Genomic DNA, 16934 nt, shown 5'->3' with positions numbered 1-16934 from the left:
ACACCATGCGAGTCCTGTTCATCGCCACCCCGCTGATCGGCCACGCCTTTCCGATGCTGCCGCTGGCCTTGCACCTGCGCGCGGCCGGGCACGAGGTGATGCTGGGCTCGGGTGACGACGTGGTGGCTGTCCTGCGTGAGCGGCTGCCCACGGTGACCGTCGCGGATCCCATGAGCGTGCGGGTTCCCCTCCGCGCCTTGGCGTTGCATCCGATCGCGGCCCGCAATGCCATTGTGGGGTCGGCGGATCCGGCGGTGGCGGCGCGGGTGTTCGCACCGGTGAACGAGGGGATGCGGAGTCGGGTGCGTGCGCTGACCGAGCATTTCGCGCCGGATCTGATCGTGCACGAACCCTTCGCCGCCGTGGCCGCGATCGCAGCCGCGGAGTCGAAAACGCCTGCGGTGCTGCACAATGTCGGGCTCGATCATGGGGAGCGAGTCTGCGCGGGACTGCTGGAACGACTGTCCGCGCCACAGGTCCGGGATGCGACCGCATTGAGTATCGCGCCCCCGAGCATCGTGTCCATCCCCGGTCGGCCGATGCAGTATGTTCCGTTCTCCACCAACGGCCCGCCCATGCCCGACTGGCTCACCGGCCGGGCCGACCGCCCGCGCATCCTGGTCACCCGCAGCACCATGCTCGGTGATCGCGCGACCCCGTTCCTCCGCTCGGTCGTCCGCGCGGCCCCGGCCGTGGACGCCGAATTCGTCATCGTGCGACCCGATGACGGCGTCACCCGCCGCGCGACGCTGCCGCCGAACATTCGCACGATCGGCTGGACAGTGCTCAGCGACGCCCTGCGAACCTGCGACGCCATGATCAACCACGGTGGCGCGGGCTCGGTTTACGCCGCGCTGCGCGCCGGACTGCCGCAGATCCTCGCCCCCGACACCGGCGATCGCGGCTGGAACGCCAAGCTCGTTCAGGAGCGGGGCTGTGGCCTGTCCGTCCCGCCGCGCCGCATCACCGTTGCCCGCATCACCCGCCTGATCACCGACCCGGCCCTGGCCACCGCTGCCCGCGAGGTCGCCGCCGAAATGGCCGCCATGCCAACCCTCGACGAGATCGCCGCCGACCTGGAGACCCTGGCGCACTTCCCGCGTACCTAGCTCGGGCACGCGGTAGGCTCGCCGGGTTCGTTCGATGTTGAAGGAGAGTTCGTGGGTAAAAAGAGCCGTCTCGCTTCGGGTTTCGGAGTGATGGCTGCCGGGGTTGCACTGCTGGTCGGGGCGGCGACGGGGGTGGCCGGAGCGGAGCGGGCCCTCACGGCGCAGGAGCAGGTGTTCGTGAGTTATCTGCAGGCGCACGGTGAGCTGCTCAACGATCTGGATCAGCAGCTGGCGGCCGTCGATGTCGGCAAGGCCGATTGCTCGGCGCTGGCGTCGGGGGTGACCAGGGAGCAGCTGTCGGAAGGTCTTCCGGGTGGAGCGGCCGAGAAGGAGGAGGCCGTGCTGTTCCTGGACGCGGCCACCGCTCCGGGAAGCCTGTGCGGCTGAGCCGTCGATGCTCGAGGGCGCTGTCGGTTCGGCAGCGCCCTTTCGCATACCCACCGGAATTCTTCGGCAAATGCCTGCCGCCCCGATCCGACGGGCGTAGCGTCACCGCGCGATGACCGTCAGCGTGGGAGAGGAAACTCCATGGCGGAGTTGGATATTGCCCTGAAAGACATGATGATGCTCGACGGCGCGATCGGCGCCGCCGTCGTCGATTACGGCAGCGGGATGGCGTTGGGGGTGCTGGGCGGCACCAAGAGCCTGAGTATCGAGACGGCCGCGGCCGGGCTCACCGAGGTGGTGCGGGCCAAGCTCCGGACCATCGAGCAGCTCGGGCTCAGTGAGCAGATCGAAGACATTCTCATCAGCCTGAGCAGCCAGTATCACCTGGTGCGGCCGTTGCATGGTCGGCGGTCGAATGGGTTGTTTCTGTATGTCGCCCTGGACCGTTCGCGTGGCAACCTCGCGCTTGCCCGCCATCGGCTTCGGGACATCGAGGAGACCCTCGAAGTCTGAAAGCCTCAAAGACGAAAAGCCAAAAGAAGAAAAGATAAAAGACGGCCTGGAGGAGGGAGAGAGGGTGGCCGAGCCTGCGAGGCCCTCTCACCCACCAGCCGCCACCGGGAACAGCTCGCGCCTCCCAGCACACTCACCCACCATCCTCGCTCACCTTCCAGCACACTCGCCCACCGGGCCGTGGATCTGTCTCTGTGGAGTTGTCAAAGAACTTGCAGCGCTCGGTTTCTCGGAGATGTAGTTGTTCGGTTGTCTCGAGAAGGTGATGCGTGCAGTCCGTGGGCCGGGATCGCTGGCTACGGCTCGCGACTGGGCGTCAGCCCCGGTCCGGCAGGGCAGGCGACGCCACCACACTGTTCTGTTTGCTCTGCGCACGCCCGGGGTGGAACAGCGGCCCCGGGGTTCATGCGGCCCGTGGACCCCACTGGTGGCAGCTCGCGGCGATGCTAGTGGCGACCCGCTCACCCGCGTGATGTTTCTCGTTCACCCGAGGCGTACGCGACGGATCGACCGCTGCTGGCGCGATCCAGCCCACCCGCCCACGATGCGGGGAATCGCTGCCCATCATGACCGTGGTCCACCCGTACTCGCTGTCGTTGACCATCGCGTGGTGGTGATCGCACACCAACGCCAGATTGTCGAGGTCGGTGGGCCCGCCTTTGGCCCAATCGACGACGTGGTGGGCAGCGCACATCGCTGCTGGTGCGTCGCAGTCGGGATGCGTGCAGCCTTTGTCGCGGGCGATCAACGCCAGCCGTTGCCCGGGGGTGGCGAGCCGTTCGCGGCTACGCCCCAGGTAGAGCGGAATCCCGTCCCCGTCGAGCACGGCCAGCACCGGCTTGCTGCCGGCAGCCATTTTGAGTGCTTCGTTGATGGAGATGTGGCCGCCGGTGGCGGTGGTCGCGATCCCGGCACCGCGTTCCAGATCGGCCAGGCTCATGGTGAGGGTGATCTGCACGGGCAGTCCGCGATGGGTGCGTCGATGCGTCCGTGACTACGAACGACTGCCCGAACACCACGAAGCCATGGTCACCTGGTCGATGATCATCCTCATGTCCCGCCGCCTCGCCCGCCAACGGAAATGATCAGTTGGCGGACAGGCACTGAGGGATACCGCTGCCCCGGCCTGAGGGATGTTGATCACAAACGGGTTTGACCGCTGTTGAGCGCGGGTGCCGGCGCACCGGCGCGGATGCCGGGTGTTTGCGGATCGTGAGCCTGGGTATCGAACTTGTTCATGCGAGTTTCATCGGAGTCGGACAGGATCGGATTTCCCTTGCGGCGCTCGGTCGCGGCGAGCGCGATGGGAAATGCCACCGAATGGTTCGACTACGGCGTGTACGCCGCCACCGCCAGTTATCTGACCGCCGCGTTCTTTCCCGGCGAATTGGGGACGCTGGGAACCATGCTGGGGTTCGCGGTGTCGTTCGTGCTGCGGCCACTGGGCGGCATGGTGTGGGGGCCGCTCGGGGATCGGATCGGCCGGAAAGCGGTGCTGGCGACCACGATTCTGTTGATGGCGGCGGCGACCGGGGCCATCGGAATCCTGCCGACCCATGCGACCGCCGGGGTGCTCGCGCCGATTCTGCTGATCACCTTGCGTGTGGTGCAGGGATTCTCGACCGGCGGCGAATACGGCGGCGCGGCTACCTATCTCGCCGAATGCGCGCAGGACCGCAAACGCGGTTTTCTGGGTAGTTTTCTCGAATTCGGCACGATGGCCGGGTTCGTCGGCGGGTCGGCGGTGGTGCTGACCTGTCAGGTGGCGCTCGGGTCGGATGCCATGTACGCGGGCGGATGGCGAATTCCGTTCCTGCTGGCCGTGCCGCTCGGCCTGACCGGCTGGTATCTGCGGGCCAAGCTGGACGAATCGCCGGTGTTCACCGAACTGGCGGAGCAGCCGGAGCAGGACGCCCCGCGCAGCGGACTGCGCGAGGTGCTCACCACCTACCGGCGTGAGGTGCTCACCTTGATCGGGCTGGTGGTCGCGCTGAACGTGGTCAACTACACGCTGCTGACCTATCAGCCGACCTATCTGCAGCGCACCCTCGGCCTGGACGAATCCACCACTACCGCAATGATGTTGATCGGACAGGTGGCGATGATGGTGGCGCTGCCGTTCTTCGGACGGCTGTCCGACCGGGTCGGGCGGCGGCCGGTGTGGCTGGTGTCGCTGATCGGGCTGTCGGTGCTCGCGGTGCCGATGTACTGGCTGATGGGACGCGGAATCGCTTGGGCGGTCCTGGGATTCATCGTGGTGGGACTGCTGTACGTCCCGCAGTTGGCCACCATCAGCGCGACCTTCCCGGCCATCTTCCCCACCCACGTGCGCTACGCGGGATTCGCGTTGGGCTACAACGTGTCCACGGCGCTGTTCGGCGGGACCGCGCCGCTGGTGAACGAGGCGGTGATCGAGCGGACCGGCTGGACGCTGTTTCCGGCCGTGTACCTGGTGGCGGCGTCGCTGATCGGGCTGATCGCGTGGGCCTTCCTGCGGGAGACGGCGGGAACCTCGTTGCACGGCACCGAGATTCCCGAGGCCGAGACGATCGAGCCCGCGCCCGTCAGGGCTACCGGCGGTCAGGACGCGGTGGGTTCGCTCGCCGCCGGATAGCCGAAAGTGACCGTGCGCGTGGCGGGATCGGCGGTGGTCAACCGGACCCGGATGTCCTGCCCCTCCGGCGGGTCGCCCGTGCATTTCGCCAGCACCGGCGGGTCGGCGACGAAGATCTCGGCCGCGCGGGTGCCATTGGCCTCGCGCAGCACGACCGCGTCGAAGTCGCTGCCCACCTTGGGTGACAGCACGGTGGCCTCGGTGAGATCCACGCAGGCGCGCTCGACCTTGCCGGCCAGCGCGTCGGTGCGGCGCATGGTGTCGGCGACCGGGGCCAGGCCGTCGCCGACCCATTGCGGCACATCGGTTTTCGCGCAGTACGCCAGGCAGATCTCGGTGGCGTAGCGGTCGGCCAGGCGGCGCAGCGGGGCGGTCACGTGCGCGTAGGGTGCGCCGATCGCGCTGTGCTGCACGGTATCCGGGGCCTGGCCGTCGAGGATGGTGTACGACGCGCCGCGCAGTAGGCCGGTCGCCTCGGACATGAGCACCAGGGCGGCGGGCGTATTGCAGTCCAGGGTGGCCAGCATGCGGGCCGCCGATTCCTGCGCCGGCCAGGCGACGCCCAGGGCCGCGGCGGTGCGGCGCATGGACTCGAGGGCGGCGGGGGCGGGCGAGGGCATGGTGCGCAGCAAACCCGTCCGATGCGGGTTGCCGGAGCCGTTGGAGTTATTCCCGTCGAGCATGATTCGGGCCGCGCACATGCCGGTCAGCAACGAGACCTGTTCGTTCCAATCGTCGGCCGCGGTGCGCGGTTCGATGGCCAATTGCCAATGGTCGATTCCGGTTTGCTCGTCATCGCGGACCACGGTTTGGGCGGGCAGGCGCAATGTGATCGCGCCGCGCCGAATTCCGGCCTCGATGCGCAGGCGGCCGAATTCCGGCAGGGCCGCGATCGACGGGTGCGGGCGGCCGGCGTCGGCGTCGGCCTGCACGCCGGCGTAGTCCAGGCGGGCGCGGGAGCGGACCAGGGCGCGCGTCACCGACCAGCGCAGCGGCGCGGCGTTCGCATCGCATTCGATGGTCCACAGCGCGGCGGGGCGGTCCACGCCGGGCAGCAGGCTGGCCCGGTCCTCCGCGAGCACCGGCGGGTGCAGCGGGACCGTGCCGTCGGGAAAGTAGAAGGTCTGACCGCGGGTCAGCGATTCACGCGCCAGCGGGCCGTCGGGCGCGACCAGCGCGGCCACATCGGCGATGGCGTAGTAGAGCAGAAATCCGCTCCCGGTGCGCTCCAGGTACAGCGCCTGGTCCAGATCCATGGCGCCCGGGGGATCGATGGTGACCAGCGGAATCTCCCGCCGATCGGCTCGGGCGCCCGCGAACGCGTCGACCGCGTCGCGGGCCTCCGAGACAGCCGCGGCAGGGTAGTCCGCGGCCAATCCGAATTCGGTTCGGACGGCACCGAAATCCACCGGTGCCGACACGATCCTTTGATGCAGTTCCACTGCGGAGGCGGACCCTACTGGAGGGCCAGCATGGTGCCGTTCAGCTCGTTGAACGGACCGTAGACGGTGAACACCACGCGGCCGTCCGGGTACTGCGACGACAGCGCCGCCGCCGAATCCAGCGCCTCCCCGAAGGAAGCGGCCGAGGGGTGCGGCAGGCCCGCGATCACCTGCCCGAAGTGATTCTGCGCGACCCACTGCGTGTCCGCGGGAGTGAGGTCGACCTGGACCCCACCCGGCAGCGGAGTCACGGAGACCGCTGAGGCAGACCCGGAACCCAGCACAACCGAAACGGAAGCGGCAGCGGCAAGAAGTGCACCCACTGCCAGTTTGCGAGCAATTCGCATTTAGACGAGACCTGCTTTCCGACGTTTGTCGAGCCCTTCGCCCGTTGCGGACCGCAACGGAACTTTCCAACGCGCAACACTTTATGACGCCGATCACGTTCGGTGCTAGTTCGGAGGGGATAACCCGCCCGACACGCCGAGCCGCGCCGAGTACGACGGTGTCACAGCGCAGTAGTGACCTTGCAACGCGGGGCGCTCACACCTGCCCCACCCCAAAGTAGCCCGCGAACAAGACGGCGTGAACAACACCTCGGCATTGCTCACGCCGCTCTCCCGGTCGGGTCGGTACTCGTGTGGAGCCTTACTTGCGTAGCCCTTCGGGGAACTTCGCGCTGAAGAGCTTGAATCCGTACGCGATACCGAACAGCACCACGATGGCCAACGGCTGAATCACACCCGCCATGACTTTCTTCCTCATCCTCATATCGCCGCACGCGCCCGGGCCCGGTACCCGGACTGCGCCGACTCCTAACCCGCGCCGAGTTCCCCCGACGCGTTCGTCTTTCCTTGCGCGCCAGGGCGTTCCAGGGCCGCCAGGGCTTCGGCGACGCCGGGGCGACCGAGGGCGGCCATCAGCTGGGTGACGGGGGTGGGGTCCAGAGCCGCCGGTTCGGAGGTCGGCTCGGGTTCCGGCGCGGTGAGCTCTCCTTGCTGTTGCGGCGCTGCGGGCTCCCCTTGCTGTTGCGGCGCTGCGGGCTGCCGTTGCTGTTCCGGCTCGGCGAGCTCGCTGTGCTGTTCCGGTGCGGCGGCGTGCGGTGTGGAGCGCTCCAGAAATCGGAGTAGCTCCACCGGGAACGGCAGCACCAGGGTCGAATTCTTCTCCGCCGCCACCTGAACCACGGTTTCCAGGAAACGCAGTTGCAGCGCGGCGGGGGCCTTGCCCATATTGGCGGCGGCCTGGGCCAGTTTCTCCGACGCCTGCAACTCGCCCTCGGCGGAAATGACGCGGGCGCGGCGTTCGCGTTCGGCCTCGGCTTGGCGAGACATGGAGCGTTTCAACGCATCCGGCAGCGCGACGTCCTTGATCTCCACCCGGTCGATGTGCACGCCCCAGTTCAGGGCCGGCGAATCGATCATCAATTCGAGGCCCTTGTTGAGCTGCTCGCGATTGGACAGCAGATCGTCCAGCTCGCTCTTGCCGATGATGGACCGCAGCGACGTCTGCGCGACCTGCGCGACCGCGAACAGATAATCCTGCACCTCGATCGTCGCCCGCACCGGATCGATCACCCGGAAATACACGACCGCGTCCACCCGAACCGTCACATTGTCGCGAGTGATCCCCTCCTGCGCGGGCACCGGCATGGTCACCACCCGCATCGACACCTTCTGCATCTTGTCCACCCCCGGAATCAGCAGCCGCATCCCCGGCTCCTTCACCGCCCGCACCCGCCCCAACCTGAGCAGCACCCCCCGCTCATACTGCGCCACCACCCGAACCCCCGCCCCCAGCGCGATCCCGGCAACCACAACGATGGCGGCCAACCACCCAATCAACAGATACAGAACATCCATTGTCCGCTCCGCGAAACGATTTCCGCGCCACCGGAACCCCGATGGTGTCCCCCCATCATCCCACCCAAAGATCGCCCTGGCGAAGAGATAACACCCCCGCAACATCCCATCCCACCCGTCGAAACGGTTTCACGGACCGCGCCACACCATTGGACTCCACCAACGTGCGACCCCCCGCCTTCGACGTTCGGGCGCTGCCCCGGAGACCCCGCGCTTTCCACGGTTCAGAGAGCCTTGCCCCTCGCTTTCCCGCCCTGGGGGTTTCAGGGGGCCTCGCCCCCCCGGGCTTCTTGCTGTTGGGGTTTCAGGGGCTCGCCCCTGAGAGTTTCGAGAGTTGAGCCAACTCTCGGGAGTTCTGGGCGGACGAGTCGGTCTGTAAGCCGGATCCTGTCCCCGGCGTCGAGACGCCGGGTGGCGACCATCCATCTGGACACACCGTTGCCGGGTGCCTCGAGCGGTCCACCCGCAGGCTCGGGCGAGCAGCCCTCGAACACCTGCGCAGCCGCACTCTCGCGAGTGCGGCCTTCGACCTTGCTCCGGGCGGGGTTTACCTAGCCGCGCCGATCACTCGGCGCGCTGGTGCGCTCTTACCGCACCGTTTCACCCTTACCGGCGGTGCACTTCTGGCGAAGTGCGGCCCACCGGCGGTCTTTTTTCTGTGGCACTGTCCCGCGGGTCACCCCGGGTTGCCGTTAGCAACCGCCCTGCTCTCCGGAGTCCGGACTTTCCTCGGCGACTGGCAGCAGCACACAGGTGCCCGTTCCTTTCGCCGCGGCCGCCCGACCGACTCGTCCGCGGCCACCAGGGTACGGTAGGCCCCTATGGAGCGTGTGGAGGTGGGGTTCCCTTCGGGTGGCGAGCAGTGCGCGGCATGGCTGTATCTCCCGGATGGACCGCCCAAGCCGCGCCCGCTGGTGGTCATGGGTCACGGGCTGGGGGCGGACCGGGAAATGGGGCTGGACCGGTATGCGCGACGCTTCGCGTCGGCGGGAATCGCGGGGCTGGCCTTCGACTATCGGCATTTCGGGGCGAGCGGCGGGGAGCCGCGGCAGGTCATCAATATCGCCCGGCAGCGGGAGGACTGGCATGCGGCGATCGCGTTCGCCCGCACCATCCGCGGCATCGACGCGACCCGAATCGCGCTGTGGGGCAGCTCCTTCGGCGGCGGGCACGTGCTGGCGGTGGCGCCGGAGGATCATTACATCGCGGCCGTGGTGGCGCAGTGCCCGTTCACCAGCGGCCGGGCCTCGGCTTTCGCCAAAGGTCCGCTGAGCCTGTTCAAGACCGGCACGGTCGCGGTCACCGATCAGGTGCTGGGCCCGATCATCCGCCGCCCGATCAATGTTCGGCTGGCCGGCAAGAAGCATTCCGCGGCGTTGATGAGCGCCGCCGACGTGCCCGCCGGCTACGGCCGCCTCGCTGAGGAGAGCGCCCAGTACCGCCCGAAGGTGCCCGCCCGCGTCGGCCTGTCGACCCTGTTCGACAATCCGGTGCGGCACGTCAAGGACATCAAAGCGCCTGTGCTGTACGCGATCTGCGACAACGATTCGGTCGCTCCGGCCGGTCCGACGCTGAAGGCCGCCGAGCGCACCAAGCACGCCACCGTGAAGCGCTACCCGATCGGCCACTTCGACATCTACTTCGACGACTGGTTCGAGAAGGCCGTCTACGACCAGACGGAATTCCTGATGGCGACGCTCCGCCCCTGATCGCCTGGGGCGCAGGCGGTTCCGGCCGCCGCGCCTCAGCGTTCTCAGAGATACGAGGTGTCGTTGACCAGTCGCACCGACGAGCCGCCGTCCGGGTAGAACTCGGCGATCGACAGCGACGCCAGATCCAGGTGCAGCCGGTACAGCAGCGACGGCCCCACCCCCAGCGCCAGTTGCAGCAACGTCTTGATCGGCGTGACATGGCTGACCACAAGCACATTCGCGCCCGGATACAACGCCACCAGATCGCGCCGCACCCCCTCGACGCGTTCCCGCACCTGATCGAAACTCTCACCACCGGGCGCGGGCACCGAGGGATCGCCCAGCCATCGCGCATGCAACTCCGGATCGCGCTCGCGCGCTTCCTGGAACGTCATCCCTTCCCACGCACCGAAATCCGTCTCGATCAGCCCCGGCAACTCCCGCACCGGCAGCCCGAGCGCCCGCCCCGCCGCCTCCGCCGTCTCCTTCGCGCGACCGAGCGGCGAACACACGATCGCCTCGATCCCGCCCTTGCCCGCGAGCATGTCCGCGGCCGCGGCCACCTGCCCGCGCCCCAACTCGGTAAGCGCCGGATTCCCCAGCCCCGAATACCGCCGCTGCACAGAAAGTTCCGTCTGCCCATGCCGTAACAACAACAACCGCGTCGGCCGCCCCACGGCCCCCGTCCACCCGGGCGCAGGCGAAACCGCCTCCGCCGCAACCGACTCGGTAGGTTCGGCAGCGGCCCCGGCCTCCTCGGCGGCCCGTACTGGTTCGCCGGCCTCTTCCGGCCGATCCGACGCGATCGCGACCCCCGGGCCCGTCGCGTCGCGATCGGCGGGGATCGTGACGGCGTCCACCGCGACGCGGGATTCTTCGGCGTCGTGATCGGCGGGGATGGCTACAGCGTCCACTGCGACGCGGGATTCTTCGGCGGCGCGATCGGCGGGCGAAGCTTCGCGGGCGAGTGCGTCGCGGACCTCGTCCACGGTGCCCGCGTCGTCCATGGCCTCGTTGGCGAGTTTGTCGGCGTGCTTGTTCTCGTTGCGGGGAATCCAGGTGAACGAAACGCGGTCGAAGCCGGCGACCAGCCGCCGGGCCCGATCGGCCAGCGGGATCATGCTCTCGTGCTTGACCTTCCACCGGCCGGACATCTGCTCGACGACCAGCTTGGAATCCATCCGCACGGTCACTTCACGCGCGCCGAGTTCGGCCGCCGCCTCCAAACCGGCGATCAGTCCGCGGTATTCGGCGACATTGTTGGTGGTGATCCCGAGGTACTCACGCCGCTCGGCCAGCGGACCCGCATGGTCGGCGTCCCACACCACCGCGCCGTACCCGGCGGGGCCAGGATTCCCGCGCGATCCGCCGTCGGCCTCCACGATCACCTTGTCCACCAACGCTGTTCACCTTCCGTACGAGTCTGGAAATTCAGCGCCAACGCGCCTGGCTAACCGTGCCGGGCCAACCGAGACTGGGCCCACCACTCCCGCTCACCGCGCCAAGCCAACCGAGACTGGCCCACCATGCCGGTCACCGCGCCAGGCCAACCGCGCCCGGCCAATTACACCCGGCGAATTACACCCAGCCAATCACGCTCGGTCGATCGCGCCGCCGCAGCCACCCATGTCTTCGCCCTCCATCCGCGTTGATCTACTCGCAGCGGACTGTAGGCGGCACTCGGGTCAGATCCCGGAGCGCTTGGTGCGCACCAGGATCGCGCTGCATTCCGGGCAGCGGACCACGACGTCCGGGGCGGTCTGGGCGATGCGGGAGATCTCGCCGCGGTCGAGTTCGATGCGGCAGGCGCCGCAGCGGCGGGCCTGCAGCAGGGCCGCGCCGACACCGTACTGGGTGCGCTGCTTGTCGTAGGCGGCGAGCAGCTCGGCGGGGAACGCCTTGGACAGGGCGGCGCGATCGGATTCGCAGCGCTGCTGGGCGACGTTCAGATCGGCGAGCGCCTCGTCGCGGCGGCGTTCGGCGTCGACCAGGTCGGCCTCGGCCTTGTCCAGGTTGGCGCCGGCGTGGGAGTGGTTGTCGGCGGCGGCCTCCCGGCGCTCCATCACCTCGAGCAGGTCGTCCTCGAGCACCTTGCGGCGGCGTTCCAGGCTGCCCAGTTCGTGCTGGAGTTCGGAGAGCTGCTTGGCGCCGACCGAACCGGCGGTGAGCATGCCGCGGTCACGTTCCTCGCGCTTGCGGACGGCCTCGATCTCGCCTTCCAGTTTGCGGATGTCGCGGTCCAGGTCGTCCATCTGGATCTCGACCTTCACCGCCGCGTCCTTGCGGGTGGTGCGCTCGCTCTCCAGCCGCGCCACCTCCTGCTGCTCGGGCAGCACCTTGCGGCGATGCTCGATCCGTGTCAGCTCGGCGTCGACGGCGGCGAGGTCGAGCAGCTTGGCCTGGATCGATGGTTCGGCATTCAACGCGGAGGTCTCCTGGACGCTATGGATGAGTCAACTCTCGAAACTCTCAGGGGCAAGCCCCGGAAACCCCAGCGGACGAAGTCTCGCGGCGCGGGACCCTGAGACCCTCGGGGTAGGGAGAGCTCGAGGCTCCCACCGTACCCGCAACCCGGGGGCCGAATTGCCAACCCGGCGTCGAGCTGGACATTCGATCCCGCTGGGCTCGCGAACGGTGTGGCGGCGGGCACCGGGTCAGCAGTTGTCGGCGGCGCCGAGGGTCCAGGGGTCGGTGCGGAGGGTGGAGACTCGGGTTTCGAGGGTGGGGAGGGCGGTGCGGACGACAGTCTCGGCTTGAGCGCACCAGGGGAACTCGGTGGCCCAGTGGGCGGCGTCGACGAGGGCGGGGCCGCCGGTGCGGAGGTGTTCGTCGGCGGGATGGTGGCGCAGGTCGGAGGTGAGGTAGGCGTCGACGCCGAGGCGGGAGACCTTGCCCAGGAAGGAATCTCCCGCGCCGCCGCAGACCGCGACGGTGCGGATGACGCGATCGGGATCGCCGGCGGCGCGCACGCCCCAGGTGGTGGCGGGCAGGGCGGCGCGGACCCGGGCGGTGAACTCGCGCAGGGTCTCGGGGGCAGGTAGGTCGCCGATGCGTCCGATGCCCAGGCTCGAGGGCAGGTCGGCGCGCTCGGTGACGTGGTAGGCGGGCTCCTCGTACGGGTGCGCGGCGCGCAGGGCGGCCAGCACGGCGGCACGTCGCGACGGCGGGGCCACCACTTCGAGGCGGTCCTCGGTGACCTCGTGCAGTTCACCGATCGCGCCCAGCGCCGGGTTCGCGCCCGCGAGCGGCCGGAACTGCGCGGTGCCTGTGCTCGACCAGGCGGCATCCGAGTAATTGCCCACGGTCCCGGCACCGGCCGCGAACAGCGCCTCCAGTACCTCGGCGGTATGGGTGAGCGGCACCGTCACCACCCATTTGTCCAGCGCGGCTTCGGGTTTGGCGTCCAACGGACCGGTCACGCGCAACCCGATGGCGTGTGCCAGCGCATCCGAGACCCCCGGGTCGGCCGAATCGGCATTGGTGTGCGCGGTGAACAGCGCGCAGCCGGAACGGATGAGCCGATGCAGCAGCGCCCCTTTCGGCGTGCTGGCCGCGACCGTGTCCACCCCGCGTAACAGCAGCGGGTGATGCACGACCAGCGCCTGCGCGCCCCATTCGATGGCCTCGTCGACCACCGCCGCGGTGGCGTCGACCGCGAACAGCACCCGTGACACCCGCTCGTCGGGGTCACCGGCCACCAATCCCACCGAATCCCAGGATTCGGCCAGTCGCGGCGGGTACGCGGTATCCAGCGCCGCGATGACCTCCGCCAGTCGCACCGTCGTCACAACCGAACCTCCCAACTCTCGAAGGCCGCCGGAGCCGCTGAAACCCCGCGCGCGGCCACGCTCACAAGCCGACTTCGCGAATGGCCGCGACCAGCCGCCCGACCTCAGCCGCGGGCCGCACCGCGACCCGCAGGAATCCCGTGTCCAGCCCCGGGAACGTATCACCGCGCCGCACCGCGATTCCCTTGTCGGCGAGCTGCTTTCGCAACAATTCCGCATCCGGTACCCGGATCAGCAGGAACGGGCCCGCGGCCGGCTCGTGCACCTCGATCCCGAGTTCCCGCAGCCGCGGAATCATGGCCGCGCGGTCGGCCGCGATCGACTCCGCTTTGCGTCGCGCCTCCGCCACCGCCGCCGGTTCGCTCACCGCCGCAATGGCTTCCAGCTGCAACGTCCCCAGCGGCCAGTGCGCCCGGCCGTGGTTCAACCGCGCCAGCAGCTCGGGCGCACCTAGCACGTACCCGCAGCGCAGTCCCGCCAGCGCCCATGTCTTGGTGAGGCTCCGGAACACCAGCACATCCGGAAGGCTCTCTCCAGCAAGAGATTCCGGCTCCCCCGGCACGGCGTCCGCGAACGCCTCGTCCACCACCAGCACCCGCCCCGGCCGCCGCAACGCCCGAATGCTCGCCGCCGCATGCAGCACCGACGTCGGATTGGTGGGATTGCCGATCACCACCAGATCGGCGTCCTCCGGCACCCCGGCCCCGTCCAGCGTGTACGGCGACTCCAGAATCACCCGAGTCACCGGCACCCCGCCCTCCCGCAACGCCAGTTCCGGCTCGGTGAAGGACGGATGAATCACCGCCGCCAACGCCGACCCCAGCCGCGGCAACATCGCGAACCCCTCCGCGACCCCACCCAGCAACAACACCTCGTCCTCCGCCCGCCCGTGCCGCGCCGCCACCCCCGCCCGCGCCGCCCGCACATCCGCCTCCCCCGGATACCGCCCCAACTCCCCCAACCGCCCCGCCAACCGCCCCCGCAACCACTCCGGCGGCGCTCCCCCCTGCACATTCACCGCAAAATCCACCATCCCCGGCCGCACCTCCACGTCCCCGTGATGGCGCAACCGAGCCTGGTCAAACACCTCGGTCTCATCCGGCACAGCCAACCACCCTACGTGCCCCCCACCCACCCGCCGGAACGGCTGTCGCAGAAATCCCGCACCCGAGCCCCCAGCGACCCGACCACCCGGACCGCTCTAAAAGCCCCATCATCCTCAGCGGGCCGAAGATCCCCAAGCGGCGCCATAGGCCAGCGAACGTAGAACTCCTCTGGGTTCACGGTGATCACATCGAGCTGCTGCACCAAGGCCCCGGGTATCTCCCCGCCCTCGAAATGCTCAGGACCAGGAACTATGACCGCTTCAGCATCCAACCGGGTAGCTTGCGCCTTCAGCCGAGCCAACGGAGGCCGCCCGAACTTGGGGTCATAGATCACCATGTCCGTGAAGTCATAGCCGAGACGCGCTGCGAGCTTGCGAATCTGGCTCTGGTCCCACAGCTGACCCACCCCAGATACGTCGGTTCGGAGATATCCCAAACATGTTGGTTTCCAACGCATGACAACCCCTTGGTCTTCATGTCCGTCGAGAGCGATGTGCCTGTTGATCTCCATGCACCAGCCCTAGGGCCTGACTTGACGCTACGAAGGGGACATCAGTTCAGGCCATCGGTTTGCAGAGACTTGCAGAAGTCCATTCATTCAGGCGCAGAACCGGATACATTGCGGGACCATGGAGGGGCAGCGTTGCAAGGACCTGCACAGCCATCAGCAAGGATCACGATCATGACTTTGCGTTTTCTCGGCAAAATCGGTTCGAACAAAGATGAGTGCCCGCAACTTTTCGCCGCCGACAACGGCTATGTAGTCATCGCTTGGAAGACTGACCGAACCGAAATCGTGGAGATCCCACACGCTCTGCTGGGGTTCCTGGAGAAGAACACCTACCTGGATACACCGCTGACCGACACCGGCCGGGGTACCTTCACCCTGACCGGGAAGCTGGTGACGGACCAGAAGACCTTGTCGCAGATCAAGATTGAGCCGTACGAGACTGCTGTCGAGGTGCCCAGGGCAGAGAGGGACTATTTCGGTGGACTTCCGTCCCACGATTGAGCTACTCCGGGAAGCTCGGCACGACGCCTTCCACCTGGAGGTACGAGACGAATACGGCGTGGCTGGTGAGGACGAACCGTTTCAGCGATTTCTGAACGGTGAGCCGTTCGACTACCGGGAGTGGTTCCGGGACTGGTCTCAATTCGTCCAAGACCTCACCGCACATCGGGTATCCGTCAGTCGCCTCAGGGTGCTCAGCGTCCCGCACAGCGATTATCAGAGGTGGTCGCTCACCATCGCCCCGATGAATGTCGAGGCCGGGGAGGATGTGCGCTACCTTCCCCGCCACCTCGCGGGGACAGTGCCACCGGATGACTTCTGGGTGATCGACAACAAGGTCGTCGTGTTCGGCCTTGCCGACAAGGAAGGTCGCTCACCGGGCGGAGCGGCCGTAAGCACCGATCCTGAATTGGTGGCCTACTGCCAGCGGACCAGAGAACGCCTCTGGAATCTCGCTACGCCGTTGGCGGAATACGTACAGCTGACTCGACAGTGACCAACTCGGTTCAGGAGCAGCGGGAGGCTCTCGGTAAACGACTCCGCGAGATACGTCGAAGGGCGGGGGTCACCGGCCGGGAGCTTGCCCGCGTCAAGGGCTGGCACGAATCGAAGATTTCGAAACTGGAGTATGGCGTCACCCGTCCATCGGACTCCGACATCCGCGCCTACTGCCGACACTGCAACGCTGACGATCAGCTGGACGACCTGCTGGCGACTCTGCACAACATCGACACCGCGTATGTGGAGTGGAGGCAACAGCTCCGCACCGGGATGGCGAATCGTCAACGGGAATCCAACAAGGCCGCTTCCCGGGCAACGTTCATTCGCAATTGGGAGCCGGCGATGGTCTCGGGCCTACTCCAGACGGCCGACTACGCGGCCGCAGTCATGAGCAATGTGATTGCGTTCTACCAGATTCCGAACGATCTCGATGAGGCTGTCACCGCGCGGATGGAACGGCAGCGCATCCTGTACCAGCGCAACAAGCGATTTCATTTCCTGCTGGGTGAGCAAGCGCTCTACACGACGTTCGGCGACGACCAAGTGATGATCGGGCAACTCGACAGGCTGCATTCGATCATCGGCATGCCTCGCGTGACCCTGGGCATCGTGCCACGAGAAGCCGAGGGGCTGGTCGTGGTGGAGAACTTCTTCATGTTCGACGACCGCCTGGTGAAGGTCGAGGGTCATTCAGCGGGCATAACCATCACCCAGCCTCGGGAGATCACCCTGTACGGACACGCCTTCAATGTTCTTGCCGGACAGTCCGTGACCGGAGACCAGGCCCGCGCCCTGATCCACCGGGCACGAGCCACTCGAATGGCGTAGGTGCGGTGTCGCTGTCAGTGAGTTCGCGCGAGGACCAGGGTGATCGCCGCGACGAAGTCGAAGGTCGCCTCTCAATCGGCG

At 67.7% G+C, this 16934-nt stretch carries 16 protein-coding genes, 1 other RNA gene and 1 pseudogene; 8 read left to right on the top strand and 10 right to left on the bottom strand.

Translation table 11 applies throughout. From position 1 onward, the window contains the following. The first annotated feature begins 5 nt into the window (after window positions 1–5). The 3 genes from D7D52_RS36340 to D7D52_RS36330 all read left to right on the top strand — a co-directional run bounded on the left by D7D52_RS36340 (window position 6) and on the right by D7D52_RS36330 (window position 2009). On the top strand, window positions 6–1109 hold the full coding sequence (locus tag D7D52_RS36340) for a glycosyltransferase (protein WP_120743479.1): 1104 nt from the start codon (window positions 6–8) through the stop codon (window positions 1107–1109). A gap of 51 nt (window positions 1110–1160) precedes the next feature. Further along, window positions 1161–1496 carry a DUF732 domain-containing protein gene (locus D7D52_RS36335; RefSeq protein WP_162958824.1) on the top strand — a complete coding sequence of 112 codons (336 nt, stop codon included), beginning with the start codon at window positions 1161–1163 and terminating at the stop codon, window positions 1494–1496. A gap of 141 nt (window positions 1497–1637) precedes the next feature. Continuing rightward, window positions 1638–2009, top strand: a complete 372-nt coding sequence (locus tag D7D52_RS36330; RefSeq protein ID WP_120743477.1) for a hypothetical protein — start codon at window positions 1638–1640, stop codon at window positions 2007–2009. Window positions 2010–2412: 403 nt separating this feature from the next. On the opposite strand, the gene D7D52_RS36325 is transcribed toward D7D52_RS36330, so the two are convergent. Continuing rightward, window positions 2413–2967 (bottom strand): HNH endonuclease signature motif containing protein, encoded by a 555-nt coding sequence (locus D7D52_RS36325; RefSeq protein ID WP_120743476.1) that lies wholly within the window; start codon window positions 2965–2967, stop codon window positions 2413–2415. 182 nt (window positions 2968–3149) lie between these two features. Continuing rightward, window positions 3150–3326 carry a hypothetical protein gene (locus D7D52_RS38405; protein WP_162958095.1) on the bottom strand — a complete coding sequence of 59 codons (177 nt, stop codon included), beginning with the start codon at window positions 3324–3326 and terminating at the stop codon, window positions 3150–3152. Between D7D52_RS38405 and D7D52_RS36315 the strand changes: the two genes are divergently transcribed. Then, window positions 3247–4623, top strand: a complete 1377-nt coding sequence (locus D7D52_RS36315; RefSeq protein WP_120743475.1) for an MFS transporter — start codon at window positions 3247–3249, stop codon at window positions 4621–4623. The genes D7D52_RS38405 and D7D52_RS36315 overlap by 80 nt on opposite strands. Here D7D52_RS36315 and D7D52_RS36310 read toward each other — a convergent pair. The 4 genes and pseudogenes from D7D52_RS36310 to rnpB all read right to left on the bottom strand — a co-directional run bounded on the left by D7D52_RS36310 (window position 4590) and on the right by rnpB (window position 8718). Beyond that, window positions 4590–6065 (bottom strand): RNB domain-containing ribonuclease, encoded by a 1476-nt coding sequence (locus D7D52_RS36310; protein ID WP_120743474.1) that lies wholly within the window; start codon window positions 6063–6065, stop codon window positions 4590–4592. The genes D7D52_RS36315 and D7D52_RS36310 overlap by 34 nt on opposite strands. Window positions 6066–6079: 14 nt before the next feature. Further along, window positions 6080–6316, bottom strand: coding sequence for a hypothetical protein (locus D7D52_RS36305; protein ID WP_246023535.1), 237 nt, complete (start codon window positions 6314–6316; stop codon window positions 6080–6082). Window positions 6317–7102: 786 nt separating this feature from the next. Beyond that, window positions 7103–7927 (bottom strand): annotated as a pseudogene (locus tag D7D52_RS36300) (slipin family protein); the annotation flags it as partial. 360 nt (window positions 7928–8287) lie between these two features. Beyond that, window positions 8288–8718: RNase P RNA component class A (gene rnpB, locus D7D52_RS36295), an RNA gene on the bottom strand. A gap of 30 nt (window positions 8719–8748) precedes the next feature. Here rnpB and D7D52_RS36290 point away from each other — a divergent pair. Continuing rightward, window positions 8749–9636: an alpha/beta hydrolase gene (locus tag D7D52_RS36290; RefSeq protein WP_120743472.1), complete on the top strand. Its 888-nt coding sequence runs from the start codon at window positions 8749–8751 to the stop codon at window positions 9634–9636. A 44-nt stretch (window positions 9637–9680) separates the two neighbouring features. On the opposite strand, the gene D7D52_RS36285 is transcribed toward D7D52_RS36290, so the two are convergent. The 4 genes from D7D52_RS36285 to cobC all read right to left on the bottom strand — a co-directional run bounded on the left by D7D52_RS36285 (window position 9681) and on the right by cobC (window position 14493). After that, window positions 9681–11015 (bottom strand): bifunctional RNase H/acid phosphatase, encoded by a 1335-nt coding sequence (locus D7D52_RS36285; RefSeq protein ID WP_120744723.1) that lies wholly within the window; start codon window positions 11013–11015, stop codon window positions 9681–9683. Window positions 11016–11303: 288 nt separating this feature from the next. After that, window positions 11304–12041 (bottom strand): zinc ribbon domain-containing protein, encoded by a 738-nt coding sequence (locus D7D52_RS36280; RefSeq protein WP_120743471.1) that lies wholly within the window; start codon window positions 12039–12041, stop codon window positions 11304–11306. A gap of 231 nt (window positions 12042–12272) precedes the next feature. Continuing rightward, window positions 12273–13406: a Nif3-like dinuclear metal center hexameric protein gene (locus tag D7D52_RS36275; RefSeq protein ID WP_120743470.1), complete on the bottom strand. Its 1134-nt coding sequence runs from the start codon at window positions 13404–13406 to the stop codon at window positions 12273–12275. Between the two features lie 61 nt (window positions 13407–13467). Then, a complete protein-coding gene (cobC, locus tag D7D52_RS36270; RefSeq protein ID WP_425464594.1) occupies window positions 13468–14493 on the bottom strand; it encodes an Rv2231c family histidinol phosphate aminotransferase CobC in 1026 nt (341 codons plus the stop codon). A gap of 701 nt (window positions 14494–15194) precedes the next feature. Here cobC and D7D52_RS36260 point away from each other — a divergent pair. Genes D7D52_RS36260 through D7D52_RS36250 form a run of 3 tightly spaced genes read left to right on the top strand, consistent with a single transcriptional unit; the run spans window position 15195 to window position 16853 of the window. Beyond that, window positions 15195–15524: a hypothetical protein gene (locus tag D7D52_RS36260; RefSeq protein WP_120743468.1), complete on the top strand. Its 330-nt coding sequence runs from the start codon at window positions 15195–15197 to the stop codon at window positions 15522–15524. Next, entirely contained in the window at window positions 15502–16020 is a 519-nt protein-coding gene (locus D7D52_RS36255) for a DUF6879 family protein (protein ID WP_246023534.1), read from the top strand. The genes D7D52_RS36260 and D7D52_RS36255 overlap by 23 nt, the downstream gene beginning before the upstream one ends. Beyond that, a complete protein-coding gene (locus D7D52_RS36250) occupies window positions 16017–16853 on the top strand; it encodes a helix-turn-helix domain-containing protein (protein WP_120743467.1) in 837 nt (278 codons plus the stop codon). Before D7D52_RS36255 ends, D7D52_RS36250 begins: the two co-directional genes overlap by 4 nt. The last annotated feature ends 81 nt before the right edge of the window (window positions 16854–16934 follow it).

The sequence above is a fragment of the Nocardia yunnanensis genome, from assembly GCF_003626895.1.
Taxonomy (GTDB): Bacteria; Actinomycetota; Actinomycetes; order Mycobacteriales; family Mycobacteriaceae; genus Nocardia; species Nocardia yunnanensis.
The sequence above is the reverse complement of the archived record's forward strand: the minus strand, read 5'-3'. Positions and strand labels throughout refer to the sequence as shown.